This is a genomic window from Flavobacterium sp. LHD-80 (genome assembly GCF_030929605.1).
In the GTDB taxonomy this organism is placed as follows: domain Bacteria; phylum Bacteroidota; class Bacteroidia; order Flavobacteriales; family Flavobacteriaceae; genus Flavobacterium.
The window spans coordinates 493,048-511,263 of sequence record NZ_JAVFVS010000005.1 but is presented as its reverse complement, the minus strand read 5'-3'; the positions used below and the strand labels follow the sequence as shown (position 1 = coordinate 511,263).

Below are 18,216 nucleotides of genomic sequence, written 5' to 3'. Positions count from 1 at the left end.
TTTAGTTTTGAATTGTAACAGATTTTATTTCCAATAGAGCTCCAGAAACTGGTTTGTAATTCACAAAATTGAATTTACACAAATTGTGGATATTCAAAAGTTTTCCGTCAGCTAGTCCGTCTTGTTTGAAGTTTTTCCACGGAATCTTTAAAGTGGTAAAATTTTTAGGAGATGCAGGTAAATCGGCCATAGGGTGCGAGCCTCCATGTACACAACCTGTTCCTTCAGAGTTTCCTTCGCGTGCCTGCAGTTTTATTAACTGAGTTGATTTGTATATAATGGTCACAAAACCAGAAGTCTCAGATAGGTTTTTCGGAATTCCATCATTAGTTTCTGACGGATTTATAGTAACATTCAATTCAATTTCTCCAATTGGAAATTCCTTAGCCGTAACACGTACAATGTTTTCTTTTTGGCGGATAGCATTTATAATTCGCTGATCTTCTTTAGTTGGTCCCGCAATAAACCAAGTATTTGATTTAACAAGTTCTATTGATTCGACCTCAATTTTATTTTCAAAACTTGAAGTGAAAAGAAAAATTACAGCACAGATCAAAGCAGGACGAATCATAATCATTATTTGTTTTTGAAATAAGTATTCATTCTTTCAAAGATACTTTTTCTGACGTATTTAGTTTTCTCTCAGTAAATCTTTTTAAAATAATGTTATTGTCTCAATAAAATTTTAAATTTGTAAGAATACATTTTTAAAGTCTTTTTAATGAGTAGTTTAAAAATAAAATTTATCTTGTTTGTAATTTTTATTTCGCCATTTTGTTATTCACAAAATGATAGTACTGCTGTGGAAAGCCAAGATATTTTGGATGTTGTTTATAAAATATTTAAAAAAAATGATTCAATAGCCGTACGCAAAGATCGAAAGCTGGCTTTTTCCTTATTGCCTGTACCAGTCGGGGCAAACAATTCAAATGGACTCGTTGTCTCTTTTCTGACTACATTTTATTTAGGCGAAGATCATGAAACGACAAATATGTCACAGGTTTCTTTTTCTCCTTATTTTAGTTTTAGCAATCAATACGTTTTTCCTATACAATCTTATATTTATACAAAAGACAATAAGTGGAATTTTATTGGTGATTACCGTTACATGATTTATCCGCAGCTCACGTATGGGCTAGGAGATAATAATTCCAAAGAAGAAATGTCAACCTTAGACTATAAACAGTGGCGTTTTTATCAATTCATTACACGTAAAGTGGTTGGAAATTATCGATTAGGAATGGGTTTTCTTTATGACAACTATACTAATATTTCTGAAGAGTCAAATATTGATGGGGAGACTGACTATGTTAAATATATGGACGGAGATTTTTCAGATGAAACTTCGTTCGGATTTGCTTTTCAGGGTCTTTATGATTCCAGAAAAAACATAGTGAATCCCGAAGAAGGAATGTATATTGAAGCCGATTTGCGAATAAATACAAGCGGTGTCAACGGAGATAAATGGCAGTCGTTGTATTTTGATGCACGAAAATATCATTCTTTTAGTAAAACTAAACACCGAGTTTGGGCTTCGAGGGCGTTTTATTGGTCGACTTTTGGCGGAAAACCTCATTATCTTGATTTGCCGAGTATTGGCTGGGATCGCGACGGAAAAACAGGACGAGGTTTTACAAAAAACAGATATCGAAGTAATGCTTTGATTTATTTTGAAACCGAATATAGAACGGATATAACCAGAAATGGATTTTTTGGCGCTGTATTTTTTGCTAATATTTCATCGGTTTCAAAATTGGATACGTATCAATTTGATAAATGGCATCCTGCCGTTGGTACTGGAGTCCGAATTAAATGGAACAAAAAAAACAACAGTAATTTAGCCTTGGATTACGGAATAAGTAAAAACGATTGGTCTTTACGATTGGGTTTAACAGAAAATTTCTAACTTCCCCAAAAATCATCAGTCCAAAAATTCATGCAATTATCGGTAATAATTCTTAATTATAATGTAAGATACTTTCTGGAACAATGCGTTTTAAGTGTTCAGGAAGCAATCGCTATGTTGGATGCTGAAATTATTGTTGTTGATAATAATTCAAATGATGATTCCTGTTTGATGATGAAGGAACGATTTCCTTCTGTCAAACTGATCCAAAACAAAGTGAATTTTGGATTTCCTAAAGGAAATAATATTGGCTTTAAAGAAGCAAAAGGAAAATATATCTGTATTTTGAATCCTGATACAGTTGTAGCCGAAGATACTTTTACTAAGATTTTGGCTTTCGCCGAAGAAAAAATAGACCTTGGAATTATTGGCTGTAAATTAATTGACGGAACTGGAAATTTTCTGCCCGAAAGCAAACGTGGCATTCCAACACCTTGGGTTGCCTTTACTAAAGTTTTAGCGTTGTATAAAATCTTTCCGAAATGGAAAATTTTCAACCAGTATTATGCACAACATTTGAGTGAAAATCAAACAGGAAAAGTTGAAATTTTAGTTGGTGCTTTTATGTTTATGAAACATGGACTTTATTTAGATTTAAAAGGATTTGATGAAAATTGTTTTATGTATGCTGATGATATTGATTTGTCGTATCGCGCGTTGCAAATGCAAAAGTCAAATTATTATTTTCATGAAACGACAGTTTTGCATTATAAAGGAGAAAGTACTGTAAAGGATGAAAAATATATGAAGCGCTTTCAAGAGGCAATGAACTTCTTGTATCAAAAGCATTTTCAGAAATCATTCTTTTTTAGTGCTTTTATCCAAATAGGAATTTGGTTTTTTGCTTTTGTTAAAATGTTTCAAGGAAAACCAAAGCGAAATCTTTTGCCAGAAAAGTATATTTTTTATTCTTCAAATACTATTTTGTCTGAAAAATTACCTGCAATTCTAAAAAATAAAGTAGAGTTTTTAGATTTCAAAAAAGAAAAAATGGTAAATTCGTGCCACGTTTTTAAGGGTAAAAAGGTTGAGATTATTTTAGATAATCAGTACGTTTCATTCAAAAAATGTATCAAAATCATAGAAACTCTTAAAGATAAGAACGTTACTTTTAAGATTTTCCCCAAAAACACAAATTTTATTATTGGAAGCAATTCTCGAAATGACAGGGGGCAAATTGTAAAAATTGAGTAAAAAATTATATTAAATGTAATTTATATTTAAAAAATTCGGTAATTTCGCAATCTGAAAATCAAAATCACCCTTGAGGTTAACAATATGGCAAGATTTGAATTAAAACTTCCTAAAATGGGAGAAAGTGTCGCTGAAGCAACTATTACAAACTGGTTGAAAGAAGTTGGAGACAGAATTGAAGCTGATGAAGCTGTACTGGAAATTGCGACTGATAAAGTTGACAGTGAAGTGCCAAGCGAGGTATCAGGAGTTTTAATTGAACAATTATTTGGTAAAGATGATTTAGTTCAAGTAGGACAAACTATTGCGATTATTGAAACAGAAGGTGATGCTCCAGCTGAAACAAAAACTGAAGAAACAGTAATTCCTGCAGCTGCGGCGGAAATTGAAAAAACAATTGAAGCGGTAAAAGAAACGGTAACTGCTCCTCAAGATTTTACATCATCGGATAAATTCTTTTCGCCATTAGTGAAAAATATTGCAAAAGAAGAAGGTGTTTCTGTTGCTGAACTAAACAGTATTCAAGGTTCAGGAAAAGACGGACGCGTAACAAAAGAAGATATTTTAAAATATATTGAAGATCGCAAATCTGGCGCTGTAACGGTAAAAGTTGCTGAAACTCCAAAAACTGTTGAAGCTCCGAAAGTAGTGGAGCCAGCAGTTCAAAAAAGCCAGCAGGCGGTTCCTGTTTCGGTAAATGGAGGTGACGAAATTATTGAAATGGACAGAATGCGTAAACTGATTTCAGGTTACATGGTGGCTTCTGTACAAACTTCGGCACACGTTCAGTCGTTTATTGAAGTTGACGTAACCAACATTGTAAAATGGAGAGATAAAGTTAAAACAGCTTTTGAAAAAAGAGAAGGCGAGAAGCTGACTTTTACGCCAATTATGATGGAAGCAGTTGCAAAAGCTTTGAAAGATTTTCCTGGAATGAATATTTCTGTTGATGGCGATTATATCATCAAAAAGAAAAATATCAATTTAGGAATGGCGGCAGCTTTGCCAAACGGAAATTTAATTGTTCCTGTAATTAAAAATGCAGATCAGTTAAATCTAGTTGGAATGGCAAAAGCGGTTAACGACTTAGGAAACCGTGCTAAAGCTGGAAAATTAAAACCAGATGATACACAAGGTGGAACTTACACGGTTACCAACGTGGGGACTTTTGGAAGTGTTTTTGGAACTCCAATTATCAATCAGCCACAGGTTGGAATTTTAGCACTTGGTGCAATTCGTAAAGTGCCAGCTGTTATTGAAACTCCAGAAGGTGATTTCATCGGAATTCGTCAAAAAATGTTCTTATCGCACTCTTATGATCATAGAGTTGTAGATGGTGCATTAGGTGGAAGTTTCGTAAAAAGAGTAGCAGAATATTTAGAAGCTTTTGATGTAGATAGAGATTTCTAATCAATTCATAAATAAATTTAGAACCCGGAAAATATTTTATTTTCCGGGTTTTTTATTAGCAGAGAAATAGTAAGATGAGATTTTTTGAATTGTTGATTATCGTTATTTTTGAAAGTTAAAATTTATAAAATAGCCCTTTTGTGGGCAAAAAAATAAAAATAGGGGCGGAAAATTCGGCTTTTAAAATTACATTTGTAATCTTATAAAAATTAAAATGGAATTAAAACTAAACAAACCAATTTGCTTTTTTGATCTTGAAACAACTGGAATTGACATTGGTAAAGATCGGATCGTGGAAATTTCAATTTTTAAAGTTTTTCCAAACGGAAATAAAGAAAGTAAAACTTGGCTGGTAAATCCAACTATTCCAATTCCTCCTCAAACAACGGCTGTTCACGGAATAACTGATGAAAAAGTGGCAAACGAACCTACTTTTGCTGAATTAGCGCCGCTTGTTTATAATATGATAAAAGATAGTGATTTGGGAGGTTTCAACTCAGATCGTTTTGATATTCCGCTTTTAGCAGAAGAATTGCTTCGCGCTGGAGTTGATTTTGATATGAAAAACAAAGTTTCTGTAGACGTTCAGACGATTTTCCATAAAATGGAAGAACGTACTTTAAGTGCAGCGCTAAAATTCTATTGCGGAAAAAGTCTTGAAAACGCGCACTCGGCAGAGGCAGACACCATGGCAACTTACGAAATTTTAAAAGCACAATTAGATCGTTATCCTGAATTGGAAAATGATATGAAATCATTATCTGAATTCACAACCCGTAAAAAAATTGCTGATTTTGCCGGAATGATTGCTTTTGATAAAGATGATGAGGAGATATTTACTTTCGGAAAACATAAAGGAGCAAAAGTGGAGAAAATTTTAGAAACAGAGCCTGGATATTTCAGCTGGATTCAAAATGCTGATTTTCCTTTGTATACCAAGAAAGTTTTGACAGGGATTAAATTAAGAAAATTAAACACGAAATAAAGTATTCAGTGTTCAGTTTTTAGTGTTCAGTATTTTTGAGTGCTAAGTTTGCTGAACACTAAAAACTGATTACTGAACACTTAAGAAGAATGAAGATAATCTGTATCGGTAGAAATTATACCAATCATATTGCGGAATTAAAAAATGAGCGCCCGGCAGAACCTGTGGTTTTTATGAAACCGGATTCGGCAGTTTTGTTGAAGCAGCATCCTTTTGTAATTCCAGAATTTTCTGAGGAAATTCATCACGAAATTGAGATAATTGTTAAAATTAATAAAGTAGGAAAGTATATCGAACCTAAATTTGCGCATAAGTATTATGATGAAATTAGTGTTGGTATCGATTTTACTGCCAGAGATTTACAAGATAAATTAAAAGCAAAAGGATTGCCTTGGGAAAAAGCAAAAGCATTTGACGGTTCGGCTGTCATTGGAGATTTTTTACCAAAAAGTGATTTCGTTTCTATGGAAAATCTTACTTTTGAGTTAACAAACAATTCTAAAACAGTTCAAAAAGGAAATACCGGTTTGATGTTGTGGAAAATTGATGAGCTTGTATCTTATGTTTCTCAGTTTTTTACACTGAAAATTGGCGATATTATTTTTACAGGAACTCCTGAAGGTGTAGCTGCTGTAAAACCCAATGATGTTTTAGAAGGATTTTTAGAAGATAAAAAATTATTCAGAATACAAGTAAAATAATGGCTTTAAAGTACAACCTTTCGAAAGTATATGCGCTTTCAGATAATGATCCAGAATTTGTAAACGAAATTCTTAAATTATTTGTTACTGAAGTTCCTGAAGATTTAAAACAAATCAAAGAAGGAATTAAGAAAAAGGATCATAAGTATGCCTATTCCTATGCGCACAAAATAAAGCCTACATTGGACTTAATGGGCTTGAATGTTGCTTTTGAGGAAATTCTGCAAGTTGAAGCATGGACTAAGGCAGAAGGCAAGAAAAAAGATATTATCGAAACTTTTAAGAGTATTAAAATACAAGTAAAAGAAGCGATAAAAGAGATCAAAAAAGATTTTGATTTGTAAAATTATGGCGTGACCGCATTTTTGCCCTTTTAAAAATCAGGGCAAAAATGGGGTCGGGTTATTCACTATATCTTTTGTTCCAGAAAAATCATTTAACGAGCATTTGACATTTGTCACAAAAGGATGCCGTTTCTACCCCTCACGCACCTCGGAACACAACAACCTACTTTCGGTTAATGGCTTACAATTACTTAAGCAAATAAATACATTTGAATGAAAGCAACCATTATAACTATTGGAGACGAAATTTTAATAGGTCAAATTATTGATACAAACTCTGGTTTTATTGCAAAATCACTAGACCGAATTGGAGTTGAAGTTGTCGAAATGATTTCGATTAGTGATGATAAAAAACATATTTTAGATACGTTTACCCAGCTGCAGAATAAAGTTGATATTGTTATTGTAACAGGCGGTTTAGGTCCGACAAAGGACGATGTTACAAAAAAAACATTCTGTGAATATTTTGATGATGAACTGGTTGTTGATTCCAAAGTTTTGGCTCATGTCACACAGTTGATCGAGGGTTTTTATAAAAGACCAATTTCACAGCTGAACAAAGACCAGGCATTGGTGCCGTCAACTTGTACGGTACTTCATAATCAAGTTGGAACCGCGCCGGGAATGTGGATGAAGAAAGAAAATACAGTATTTGTATCGCTTCCTGGAGTTCCGTACGAAATGAAATGTTTAGTCGAAGAAGAGATAATTCCGAAAATAGTGCGCGAATACGAACGCCCATATATTATTCATAAAACCATTTTGACGTATGGACAAGGAGAAAGTTTAGTTGCGGAGCGTATAGAAGATTGGGAAAATAATTTGCCTGATTTTATCAAATTGGCTTATTTGCCAAATCCGGGAAGAGTGCGTTTGCGTTTGACTGCACGAGGAAGTGATAAAGAAAAATTAGAAAAAGCAATTGAAGAAAATGTACAATCTTTAGATGCTATAATTCATGATATAATAGTAGGTTACGAAGAAAATGAAACCATTGAAACCGTAATTGGCAAGTTGCTTTCGAAGCAAAATAAAACGATTTCTACGGCAGAAAGTTGTACAGGAGGAAGAATTGCTTCGCTTTTGTCTTCTGTGCAAGGTTCGTCAAAATATTTTAAAGGAAGTGTCGTTTCGTACGCAACTGAAGCTAAGGTCAATGTTTTGGGGATTTCGCAAGATTTAATTGATCAATATTCGGTTGTAAGTGCGCAAGTTGCGTCGGCTATGGCTTTGAGTGTGAAAGAGATGCTGAAAACCGACTATGCAATTGCAACAACCGGGAACGCCGGACCGTCAAAAGGAGACTCAGATGCCGAAATTGGCACTGTTTTTATAGCTTTGGCGACTCCAGATGATATAATTGTAGAAGAATTTAACTTTGGTCAACCACGTGAAAAAGTGATAGATAGAGCTTCAATTAAGAGTTTGGAAATATTACAGAAAGAAATTTTAAAAATTGTGCAATAATTTTTTGCTACAATGGTTTATTTTTCTTTTCTTTGCACCCTGATTTTGAATAACGATAAAAGATAAGTATAATGTCAAGAGTTTGTGACCTTACAGGTAAAAGAGCGATGGTAGGAAATAACGTTTCTCACGCTATGAACAAAACTAAGAGAAAGTTTTCTGTAAACTTAGTTAAAAAGCGTTTTTATCTTCCAGAAGAAGATAGATGGATTACTCTTAGAGTAGCAGCATCTACGATAAAAACAATTAATAAAAATGGAATCACTGCTGTTTTGAAAAAAGCACAGTCAGAAGGATTTATCAAATAATCTTTTCCTAAATAAATATATAGCAAGATGGCAAAGAAAGGTAATAGAATCCAAGTAATTTTAGAATGTACTGAGCACAAGACTTCTGGTGTTCCAGGAACTTCTAGATATATTACAACTAAGAACAAAAAAAATACTCCAGACAGATTAGAGATTAAAAAATTTAATCCAATCTTGAAAAGAGTAACTGTTCACAAAGAAATTAAGTAATAATTAGAGATTTTTGTAAATCTCGAATGGTGTAGCCATGAGAGTTTTATAAAAGCTTCAAATAACATTTGAATCATGGCAAAGAAAACCGTAGCATCGTTACAAACATCTTCTAAGAGATTATCAAAAGCCATCAAAATGGTAAAATCTCCTAAAACTGGCGCATATACATTCGTAGAATCTATTATGGCTCCTGAAGAAGTTGATGAATTCTTGAAAAAGAAATAATTAAGATTACAATATATAGAAAAGCTACTTTCATTCGGAAGTAGCTTTTTTATTACCTATATTTGTCTAAAAATTTGAAGAATCGTAACAATTGACTCTTTTTTGAGCAACAATTGCACTTTCTTTAAAGATTTAGATTTCTGATTTGAAAATCAAGAAATCTAATAATCAAAAAATCTACAAAAAAATGAGTTTTTTTAAAAAATTATTCTCTACCGAAAAAAAAGAGACTTTAGACAAAGGTCTTGAAAAAACAAAAACTACTTTTTTCTCAAAGTTAAGTAAAGCCGTTGCCGGAAAATCTAAAGTCGATGATGATGTTTTAGATAATCTGGAAGAGGTTCTTGTAGCTTCGGATGTTGGTGTAAATACTACTTTGAAAATTATCGAGAGAATCGAAAAACGTGTTGCTGAAGATAAATATTTAGGAACTGACGAGTTGAATCAGATTCTTAGAGATGAAATAGGAGCATTATTATCTGAAACCAATACTGGCGAAGCAACGGAATTTGAAGTTCCAAAAGATAAAAAACCTTATGTTTTAATGGTTGTTGGAGTAAATGGTGTTGGCAAAACGACAACGATTGGTAAATTGGCTTATCAATTTAAAAAAGCGGGACATAAAGTTGTTTTAGGTGCTGCAGATACTTTCCGAGCAGCTGCGATTGATCAATTGCAAGTTTGGGCAGATAGAGTAGATGTGCCAATTGTAAGACAGAATATGGGTAGCGATCCTGCTTCTGTAGCTTTTGATACATTACAATCTGCAGTAGCTCAAAATGCCGATGTTGTAATTATTGATACTGCGGGACGTTTACATAATAAAATCAACTTAATGAATGAGTTGACAAAAGTTAAACGCGTGATGCAGAAAGTGGTTGAAGATGCGCCTCATGATGTTCTTTTGGTTTTGGATGGTTCTACAGGTCAAAATGCTTTTGAACAAGCAAAACAGTTTACAGCAGCGACAGAAGTTACTTCATTAGCAGTAACTAAATTAGATGGGACTGCAAAAGGTGGTGTTGTAATTGGAATTTCTGATCAATTTAAAATTCCTGTAAAATATATTGGTGTTGGTGAAGGAATTGAAGATTTGCAAGTCTTTAATAAATATGAATTCGTTGACAGTTTCTTTAAATAATATATAATGTTTGATTCTTTAAAAAATATATCGGCTGTGGTATTTTATTTTTTAAGTGTTATTTGCTTTGTTTTGGCAAATGTGCTTCGAGATAACAGTCTTTCTTTTTACTATATTTTATTAGTTCTTGGTATAGGCTTCTTCTTCATGGGAGTTCTTAAAAGATTGCGCACTAAGCAATAATTTATAACCGGGTTTTGATATGAAATACTATTTTCTTGTTTTTCTTTTTATTGTGATTTTATGTACGCAAAGGAAAATTGGAGATGCTGATAAAAGTCAAAATGCCGTTCAGAAAGTAATTGTGATTCAGCCTTTGGGCAGTTTTAAAATTGAACAGGCACAAAAAGTCTTGGCAGAAATTAAAACTATAAACCCGAAAGTAGTCTTAAGATCAAATATTTCATTTGCAGAGAATTCATATTACAAGCCACGAAATAGATATCGTGCTGATAGTATTATTAAAAGTCTTAAAAATACTATTGGTGAAGATTCTGTAATTGTGGGATTATCAAATTCTGATATTAGTACGACTAAAGACAAGATAAAAGACTGGGGTGTAATGGGTTTAGGTTATAAACCAGGAAGAGCCTGTGTAGTTTCTGATTTTAGATTATCTGTCAAGAATAAAAGTCAGCAATTTTATAAACTTGTGTTGCACGAATTAGGTCATACAGCAGGTTTGCCGCATTGCAAAATAAAAACCTGTTTGATGCGTGATGCCGAGGAAGGAAATCCTTTGGATCAAGAAAAAAGCTTCTGCAAAGATTGCAAAAGCTTTTTAAAACGTAAAGGTTGGCAATTAATTTAAATTGCAGATTTATAGTGCTTTATTGATACAAAGCATTTATCTTTTCCCATAAAGTTTTATCGAAGTCAGAAAGAGCAAGATTTGCATTATCTGCAGCTTCACCCATTCTAATTACAACCATTTTTTTACTCGGAATAACATATATTTTTTGATCATTTTTTCCCAGAGCCATGAACATATCGTTTGGTGCAGTCGGAATTACGCTTCCCTGAAAAGTAAGTTGCGATTGTGGTAGATGGTAGGAAGCTTTTCCGTTTATCCACCATAAATAGCCATAACCTAAATTGATATTTTGAGAGGTTGAAGTTGCTTCGTTAAAATAAGCTTCGTTTAAAATGATGTTATTTTCCCATTTTCCTTTGTTAAGCATTAAAAGTCCAAAACGCGCCATGCTTCGTGTCGTACTTGTATAAACACTGTTTGCATCAATTTGAACCCATGCGCCATTCATTCCTATTTTGTCTCTTAATTTACTGTTGAAATAGGCTTCCCAGCTTTGTCCGCTTGCTTTTTTTACAACGTCTTGAAGTTTTACGTAAACATTGTGATATGCCCAACGTGTTCCTGCATCGGCTTTGTAGATTAAATTGGCTGATTCTACATCGTCTGTACTGTCATCAAGACCAGATGTCATAGTTAGTAAATGTTTGCAGGTAATTAAATTTTCTTTTGCAAGTGTTTCGCTTGTCCATCCTGTGCCCAGATATTTTGAAACTTTATCATTTATATTTAATAAATTTTCTTGCTGTGCAATTCCGGTCACGGTTGAAGTCAATGTTTTTCCGGCACTGGCCCAATACCAATTTGTTGATGCTGTATGATTATTAAAATAGTTTTCTAAAACAATTCGGCCGTTAACTAAGATTATGAACGATTTGGAGTTTTTAAGCTGTAAATAATCTAAAAGTGGCTGAACAGCGTTTTGATTCCATTTTAAATCAGATATTGATTTTGTTTCCCAGTTTGTTCCGGTTAAAGGAGGAAAATACATATTTTCAGCTGGGACGGGATCTGGTTCTGCGGTTTCTTTACTGCAGGCCATAAACAGTAAGACTGTCAGGATGATACAAATAGTTTTGGTCATGTTTTTTTGGTTTTGGTTTGGGGTTTGACCAAAAATATGTAAAATAGTTTAATGGGTTTCGTAATTTTTTATTTCTTTTATATGATATAAAGTTACCTTTGTATTTTACTAAATTTTCTTTTGAAAACGGGAGCCCTAGCCCTGATGGGAGTGGCATCCTTTTATGGTGGGGTTCACCATAAAAGATACAGCGGACAGCAGGAAATAGCTCCTTATTAATATTATAAGCTATTATGAAAAATACTTTTATGATTTTGGTTTTATCACTTTTGATGATAAGCTGTAAACAAGAAATAAAACCTGCAGATATTGCAAAATTGAATGGATATTGGGAAATTGAAAAAGTGGTTTTTGATAAAGGTGAAGAGAAGGCGTACGGAATGAACGAGAATTTTGATTTTTTTAAAATCACGGGTACGAAAGGAACGAGGACAAAAGTTATGGCACAGCTTGATGGAACTTTTTTGACAACTAATACTTTTGAAAATTTATCAGTTCGATTTACTGAAAAGGGAACGTTTTTAGATTATAAGACCAATTATGCAAAGTGGAGCGAGGAATTGATCTCGATTTCGGACAAGGAATTTGTGGTAAAAAATGACCAGAACAAAGAGTATCATTATAAAAAAGCAGCACCTATTAATATTTTGAACGATGGCAAAAAGAATAAATAACGAAAGTACGATTGGGGCTGTTTTAAAACAGATCATACAGGTGAATAAACTACAACCTGGAATGGATCAAATTGATGTTAAAGATGCCTGGACAAATTTAATGGGAAATGGGGTGAAAACATACACAAGAAATGTTGTTTTGAAAGGAAGTACGCTTTATGTTGAATTAGGTTCGGCTGTTTTGAGAGAAGAATTAAGCCACGGAAAATCTAAAATCATTAAGATGATTAATGAGGAGTTGGGGCGTGATGTGGTGAAAGAAGTGGTTTTGAGATAGTGGTCAGTGTTCAGTTTTTTAGTGTTCAGTTTTAATATAAAAAAATCCCAATTCAAACGAATTGGGATTTTTTTATATTATGTAGTAGTTCACTGCCAACTAAAAGCTGAACACTGAAAACTAATTAGAATTGCTCTCTTCCAGCAAAGTGGAATGCACCTTCGATTGCAGCGTTTTCGTCGCTGTCAGAACCGTGAACTGCATTTTCTCCGATAGAAGTTGCGTATGCTTTACGAATAGTTCCTTCAGCAGCTTCAGCTGGATTTGTAGCTCCAATTAAAGTTCTGAAATCTTCTACTGCGTTGTCTTTTTCTAAAATTGCAGCAACAATTGGTCCGCGTGACATGAATTCAACTAATTCTCCGTAGAAAGGTCTTTCTGCGTGAACTGCATAAAATGCTTGAGCATCAGCTACAGTTAATTGAGTTAATTTTAATGAAACGATTTTGAAACCTCCATTAGTAATCATTGCTAAGATATTCCCGATGTGTCCGTTTGCAACAGCATCTGGTTTAATCATTGTAAAAGTTCTATTTGTTGCCATTTTATTGTGCTTTTTAAATTTTGTGCAAAAGTAGACTTTTTTTATGAATTGATTTTAATAAATCCATAATTTAAATAGGTTAGAATGATGTTTTAACCAAGAAAAGGTTTTTTTGAAACCATATAAGCAATATAAGTTCATTTTAGAAATACGTTATACTTTATGGAAATGTTATACACGCAATTATTTAAATGAACTTATATTACTTATATGGTTATTTTTTACACTTTGAATATTAATTTGTTTCTATAGAAAATCCACAAAATAAATGTCCAAATGCACACATAAACTAATGCGCCTGCAAGCGAAGCAGTCATAGGATTGCTAAAAAATGGTGCAATCCCGAAGTTGTATAAGTAACTTAATAAATTGATTTTTTCTTCCGGTTTATGAGGATTCTGAAATTCAATCATTACTAAAGCTTGTGGAATAATCTGTGAGGTGAAGAAAACAATCATTGGGTTTACGCCCCAGATTAAAAACAATTTGAAGCCTTTTTTATAATCGGCAATATCAATTACATAGTATAAAATAGTTAGGAAAACGGTTGCTAAGCCTGTAGTGTATAAAACATAACTGCTTGTCCAGATGGATTTATTAATTGGAAAAACGGTATCCCAGATTAAACCGAAAAAAATAAGTGCCGTTCCTGCGATTCCCATTTTTTGAGCTTTTTGAATTTTGGTTATATCAAGAAGCAAAACTTTGCCAATCAGTAATCCTATAATTCCGTTTACGATTGAGGGAATTGTACTTAAAATTCCTTCTGGATCCCAAGTTACGGTGCCACGATACATATGTCCTTTTAATAAAACGCTGTCAAGCCAAGCGGCAAGATTTGTTCCTTTTTCTAGATTAGCTTCTCCAATTCCGGGAACAGGAATTAAAGTCATTAGTGCCCAATATCCTAGTAATAACGTAACTCCTGTAATGATTTGTGTTTTTTGAGATGTTTTTAAATACAAAAGCGAAACCACAAAATAGACAATTGCAATTCGTTGTAAAACGCCTGGAAGTCTTACATCTTGATACGCTTCGATACCACTGTAGGCCAGAAACAAGTAAATAAAAAGAATTGAGAAAGCCAGAATATTTTTGACTTTCGAACTAAAACTTCCCATTAATGCATAACCAACTCCAATTGTTATGGCTAAACGTCCAATTAAAAGCGGCATTCCTTCAAGCCCAAATAGCTGAATTTTTCCAAAAAAGTTAAAGAAGATTCCGAGACAGAACATTCTTAAAGAACGAATCAGGATTTTGTTGAAGGTGGTGTCGTCATAAAATTTATCTGGCATTGCAAGCGGAATTGCAACTCCCATGATAAAAACAAAAAACGGAAAAACCAAATCGGTTGGCGTGCAACCGTTCCATTCGGCGTGTAATAATGGCGAGTAAACATGGCCCCAGTCTCCGGGATTGTTTACAATTGTCATCAATAAAATAGTTAGTCCACGAAAGACGTCTAGCGAAATTAAGCGTTCTTTTACCATTGGTTTAGGGTAAATTGGTTAGTTAATATTTTTTAAAAATCGCTATTTGGTTTGAAGAATAATAATTTTGAGAAGATAGGTGGTTATTTGGTTCTCAAGAATTATTATTTTATTTTTTTAGCCACTCCCGATAGCTATCGGGATCACAAATTTCCACTAATTTATATTCTTTGCAATAAAAAATAATTCGTGAAAATTCGTGTAATTCGTGGCGAACTTTTAAATTGTTATAATATTAAAATTCATTTCTAATGGTTTCAGTTTTTGTATTAAAAGCGGGATCAGCTGTTCGCCTTTTTCCAGATAAAATTCCGAAAAATTGCTTTGACGTTCCTGTAAACTGTTATTTGGGAACAGCTCACATTGCAAGTCGGTTACGCGTTGCAATTGATCGCTTAACTTTCTTTTTTGTGCTTTTAATAATCTTTTTTCTAAATTCTCTAAGCCTTTTGTCTGTTTTACTTCCTGAGCTTTTACAGCGCCAGAAAAAGATTTGTCAGTTTGATTGGCTAGATTGTAAAGATATTCAAATTGTGTTTTCAGCATCTCTTTTTGAGGCGTTAAATCAATTGGAAAAGGAGAAATTTTATGCGTTATCGCATTTACTAAATTTTCTTGTTTTGTAAATAAATCTTTCCAAGTCAACCCTAAATTATCTGCTTTTTTAGCTTGTTTTTCTGTCGAAAGAAGAACCGAATTACGAACTAAAAGCATTGGAAAAGTAATGTTTACAGCATCAAAAAAAGATTTTAATTCCAGCCAATAAGCAATTTCTCCGCCTCCGCCAATGTAGCATAAATTAGGAAGAATTATTTCCTGATACAACGGACGCATAATTACATTTGGGCTGAATTTCTCTGGATTATTTTCTAAAACTTGAAAAATTTCTTCTTTAGAAAATGATATTTTGGTATTGTTTACGAAGTATTTGTTGTTTTCAAAAATGATTCTTTCGCGTAAGTCATCTTCAATGTAAAACAAATTAATTTCACGCGGATTTACCTGAATTGTATATTCTTTTAATGATTCAATTGTTTTTTGAACCGTATTAAATGATGTCTGTTTTTCTAGTTCTTCTTTAGCAAACGGAATAAAAGCTTGTTTTAAATTAGCATCATCAGCATCAAAAATAACTAAGCCGTAATTAGCAAATAAACTATTGGCTAAAAAACGAGTTGCATCGGCTAGATTGTCGTGCTTTAAATAAGAATCTTCAAAAAGCTTTTTTAAAGTATTTGCGTTTGTATTTGACCCTAATTCTAATGAATAAATTTCTAAAAATTCGGCTAAACCTTCAGTCGAAAGTCGGCCAACTGGACCTGTACTTTCTTTATTCCATCTGAATTTTTTTCCTTTAAAATTAAAATAATTAATTTCTTCAAAATCATGATCTTCGGTCGCCATCCAGTAAATTGGAACAAAATTAATTGATGGATATTTCGACTTTAATTCTTTGGTCAAATTAATTGTCGAAATGATTTTATATAAGAAATAAAGAGGTCCGCTAAACAAATTTAATTGATGGCCAGTTGTAACCGTAAAAGTATTTTCTAATGCTAGAAGTTCAATGTTTTGTTTGGTCAAATCCGAAAGTTCAATGTTTTGATATTGCTTTTTTAGCGTTTCAACCAAAGAAATTCGGTTGCGGTTATCAAAATTTGATTGTTTTTCTTGGATTTGTTTTTCGAAATTCTCCAATGTTGGAAAATTATTATATAAAGATTGAAGCGTTGGTTTTTGATCTAAATAATCTTGTATCAAGGCAGAGAAATATCCTGAAGTTTGATAGCTGATACAGTCGGTAGGCATAATTTTAGATTTATTTTTGATAGCTGTAAATTTAATGAAAATATAGAGTTAAAAACGTTTTTAACGATTGCTTATGATTTGTTTTTTGTTAACGTTTATTAAAGATCATAAAACCAAGTTTTTAGTTTAAGACAAAAGGACAGTTTGTAAAATGTAAAACACATCAAATTTGTTAAAAAGCAATTGGTGTTTTGAAACTATTTTGGTTAAATGTGAATTATTAGTAATGAAACTATATTTTTGTAATCAAAAAAAAGTTATATCTATTTTACATGAAAAATAACCCAGATCAGAAGAACTCATTAAAACATGTTCTTTTTGGAAGCCTTATAGGTACCACAATTGAATTTTTTGATTTTTATATTTATGCCAATGCTGCAGTATTGGTTTTTCCGCAATTATTTTTCCCCGGTGCTAATTCGACTATAGCGACTTTGGAATCGTTAGCTACTTTTTCAATTGCTTTTTTATCTCGTCCTTTAGGCTCTGCTTTTTTTGGTCATTATGGAGATAAAATTGGTCGTAAATTTACTTTGGTTGCAGCTTTGTTAACGATGGGAATTTCTACGGTTGCAATTGGATTTTTACCAAGTTATGCCAGTATTGGCGTTGCTGCTCCTTTATTGCTGATGTTGTGCCGATTTGGACAAGGCGTTGGTTTAGGAGGAGAGTGGGGTGGAGCTGTTTTATTGGCGATTGAAAATGCGCCTCCAAATAAACGTGCATGGTACGGAATGTTTCCGCAATTAGGTGCTCCAATAGGATTGCTGCTTTCTGGTGGTACTTTCTTATTGCTAACAGATTCAATGAGCAATGAAGATTTTATGGATTATGGATGGAGAATTCCGTTTATTGCGAGTTCACTTTTAGTAATTGTTGGATTTTACATTCGAACAAAAATTAACGAAACACCATCTTTTGAAAATTCTAAAAAAGAGCAGGAAGAAGTTAAAGTTCCGTTTTTGACAATTGTAAAGTCATATAAAAACCAGCTAATTTTTGGAACATTTGCTGCAATCACAACTTTCTTAGTTTTTTATTTAATGACAGTCTTTACGTTGAGCTGGGCAACTTCTGACTTAGGAATTGTGAAAAGAGACGGACTATTAATTCAATTATTTTCAGTATTGTTTTTTGCGCTTTTTATTCCAGTTTCGGCTGTAGTTGCAGATAAAATCGGGCGACGTAAAATGCTTATTATAGCAACGATTGCGATTGCCATTTTCGGATTTTTCTTTTCTTATTTTTTAAGTACGGGAAATATCGCTTTAGTGGCTACTTTTGCCTGTATCGGAATGGCTTTAATGGGATTTACTTATGGACCATTAGGAACTTTTTTATCGGAGTTGTTTCCAACAAATGTTCGTTATTCGGGCGCATCATTGACTTTTAATTTGGCCGGAATTTTGGGAGCTGCTTTTGCGCCTATGATCGCTATTTATTTAGCTTCCACTTATAGTGTAAGTTACGTTGGTTTGTATTTAACTGGCGCTGCTTGTATTTCTTTATTCTCCTTCTTGGTAATTAGCAAAGACGAACATAAATTTTAAAAAATATTTATAAATAGTAAAAAGCAGTAATGTAAAAAATTACTGCTTTTTTTTTGTCAGTTAAAAAAGTATTTAGATAT

The 18,216-nt window shown here is 33.1% G+C and carries 20 protein-coding genes; 15 read left to right on the top strand and 5 right to left on the bottom strand.

The features are described from left to right. Window position 1 precedes the first annotated feature (1 nt). Window positions 2-577 carry a hypothetical protein gene (locus tag RB619_RS10240; protein ID WP_308097016.1) on the bottom strand — a complete coding sequence of 192 codons (576 nt, stop codon included), beginning with the start codon at window positions 575-577 and terminating at the stop codon, window positions 2-4. 144 nt (window positions 578-721) lie between these two features. Here RB619_RS10240 and RB619_RS10235 point away from each other — a divergent pair, with 144 nt between their 5' ends. From RB619_RS10235 to RB619_RS10180, 12 genes are all read left to right on the top strand, one after another. Then, entirely contained in the window at window positions 722-1,906 is a 1,185-nt protein-coding gene (locus RB619_RS10235; RefSeq protein WP_308097014.1) for a hypothetical protein, read from the top strand. Between the two features lie 30 nt (window positions 1,907-1,936). Next, complete coding sequence (locus tag RB619_RS10230) at window positions 1,937-3,100, top strand: glycosyltransferase family 2 protein (protein WP_308097012.1); 1,164 nt, start codon at window positions 1,937-1,939, stop codon at window positions 3,098-3,100. Between the two features lie 84 nt (window positions 3,101-3,184). Then, entirely contained in the window at window positions 3,185-4,510 is a 1,326-nt protein-coding gene (locus tag RB619_RS10225; RefSeq protein WP_308097010.1) for a dihydrolipoamide acetyltransferase family protein, read from the top strand. A 214-nt stretch (window positions 4,511-4,724) separates the two neighbouring features. Further along, complete coding sequence (locus RB619_RS10220) at window positions 4,725-5,495, top strand: 3'-5' exonuclease (protein WP_308097008.1); 771 nt, start codon at window positions 4,725-4,727, stop codon at window positions 5,493-5,495. Window positions 5,496-5,584: 89 nt separating this feature from the next. Next, complete coding sequence (locus RB619_RS10215; protein WP_308097006.1) at window positions 5,585-6,196, top strand: fumarylacetoacetate hydrolase family protein; 612 nt, start codon at window positions 5,585-5,587, stop codon at window positions 6,194-6,196. After that, window positions 6,196-6,540, top strand: a complete 345-nt coding sequence (locus RB619_RS10210) for an Hpt domain-containing protein (protein ID WP_133524699.1) — start codon at window positions 6,196-6,198, stop codon at window positions 6,538-6,540. The genes RB619_RS10215 and RB619_RS10210 overlap by 1 nt, the downstream gene beginning before the upstream one ends. Window positions 6,541-6,753: 213 nt before the next feature. After that, on the top strand, window positions 6,754-8,007 hold the full coding sequence (locus RB619_RS10205) for a competence/damage-inducible protein A (protein ID WP_308097003.1): 1,254 nt from the start codon (window positions 6,754-6,756) through the stop codon (window positions 8,005-8,007). Between the two features lie 71 nt (window positions 8,008-8,078). Beyond that, the gene (gene rpmB / locus RB619_RS10200; RefSeq protein WP_008468080.1) at window positions 8,079-8,315 is read left to right on the top strand and encodes a 50S ribosomal protein L28; all 237 of its coding nucleotides are present in this window, start codon (window positions 8,079-8,081) and stop codon (window positions 8,313-8,315) included. 27 nt (window positions 8,316-8,342) lie between these two features. Then, window positions 8,343-8,525, top strand: coding sequence for a 50S ribosomal protein L33 (gene rpmG, locus RB619_RS10195; protein ID WP_008253902.1), 183 nt, complete (start codon window positions 8,343-8,345; stop codon window positions 8,523-8,525). Window positions 8,526-8,600: 75 nt separating this feature from the next. Beyond that, window positions 8,601-8,753 carry a DUF4295 domain-containing protein gene (locus tag RB619_RS10190; RefSeq protein WP_008468081.1) on the top strand — a complete coding sequence of 51 codons (153 nt, stop codon included), beginning with the start codon at window positions 8,601-8,603 and terminating at the stop codon, window positions 8,751-8,753. A gap of 187 nt (window positions 8,754-8,940) precedes the next feature. Further along, window positions 8,941-9,894, top strand: coding sequence for a signal recognition particle-docking protein FtsY (gene ftsY, locus RB619_RS10185; protein ID WP_308097001.1), 954 nt, complete (start codon window positions 8,941-8,943; stop codon window positions 9,892-9,894). 202 nt (window positions 9,895-10,096) lie between these two features. Next, window positions 10,097-10,705 (top strand): Zn-dependent protease, encoded by a 609-nt coding sequence (locus tag RB619_RS10180; protein ID WP_308096999.1) that lies wholly within the window; start codon window positions 10,097-10,099, stop codon window positions 10,703-10,705. Between the two features lie 19 nt (window positions 10,706-10,724). Here the strand turns inward: RB619_RS10180 and RB619_RS10175 are convergent, their stop codons facing one another. Beyond that, window positions 10,725-11,789: a serine hydrolase gene (locus tag RB619_RS10175; protein WP_308096997.1), complete on the bottom strand. Its 1,065-nt coding sequence runs from the start codon at window positions 11,787-11,789 to the stop codon at window positions 10,725-10,727. A 233-nt stretch (window positions 11,790-12,022) separates the two neighbouring features. Between RB619_RS10175 and RB619_RS10170 the strand changes: the two genes are divergently transcribed. Together RB619_RS10170 and RB619_RS10165 are read left to right on the top strand one after the other, a co-directional pair. Further along, on the top strand, window positions 12,023-12,463 hold the full coding sequence (locus RB619_RS10170) for a hypothetical protein (RefSeq protein WP_308096995.1): 441 nt from the start codon (window positions 12,023-12,025) through the stop codon (window positions 12,461-12,463). Then, the gene (locus RB619_RS10165) at window positions 12,444-12,740 is read left to right on the top strand and encodes a DUF721 domain-containing protein (protein WP_308096993.1); all 297 of its coding nucleotides are present in this window, start codon (window positions 12,444-12,446) and stop codon (window positions 12,738-12,740) included. Before RB619_RS10170 ends, RB619_RS10165 begins: the two co-directional genes overlap by 20 nt. A 124-nt stretch (window positions 12,741-12,864) precedes the next feature. Here the strand turns inward: RB619_RS10165 and RB619_RS10160 are convergent, their stop codons facing one another. From RB619_RS10160 to bshC, 3 genes are all read right to left on the bottom strand, one after another. Continuing rightward, complete coding sequence (locus RB619_RS10160) at window positions 12,865-13,284, bottom strand: nucleoside-diphosphate kinase (RefSeq protein WP_129052660.1); 420 nt, start codon at window positions 13,282-13,284, stop codon at window positions 12,865-12,867. Between the two features lie 221 nt (window positions 13,285-13,505). Beyond that, a complete protein-coding gene (locus tag RB619_RS10155) occupies window positions 13,506-14,777 on the bottom strand; it encodes a DUF5009 domain-containing protein (protein ID WP_308096990.1) in 1,272 nt (423 codons plus the stop codon). 219 nt (window positions 14,778-14,996) lie between these two features. Further along, window positions 14,997-16,586 (bottom strand): bacillithiol biosynthesis cysteine-adding enzyme BshC, encoded by a 1,590-nt coding sequence (bshC, locus tag RB619_RS10150; protein ID WP_308096988.1) that lies wholly within the window; start codon window positions 16,584-16,586, stop codon window positions 14,997-14,999. 272 nt (window positions 16,587-16,858) lie between these two features. Between bshC and RB619_RS10145 the strand changes: the two genes are divergently transcribed. Next, window positions 16,859-18,136, top strand: coding sequence for an MFS transporter (locus RB619_RS10145; protein WP_308096986.1), 1,278 nt, complete (start codon window positions 16,859-16,861; stop codon window positions 18,134-18,136). Window positions 18,137-18,216: the final 80 nt, after the last annotated feature.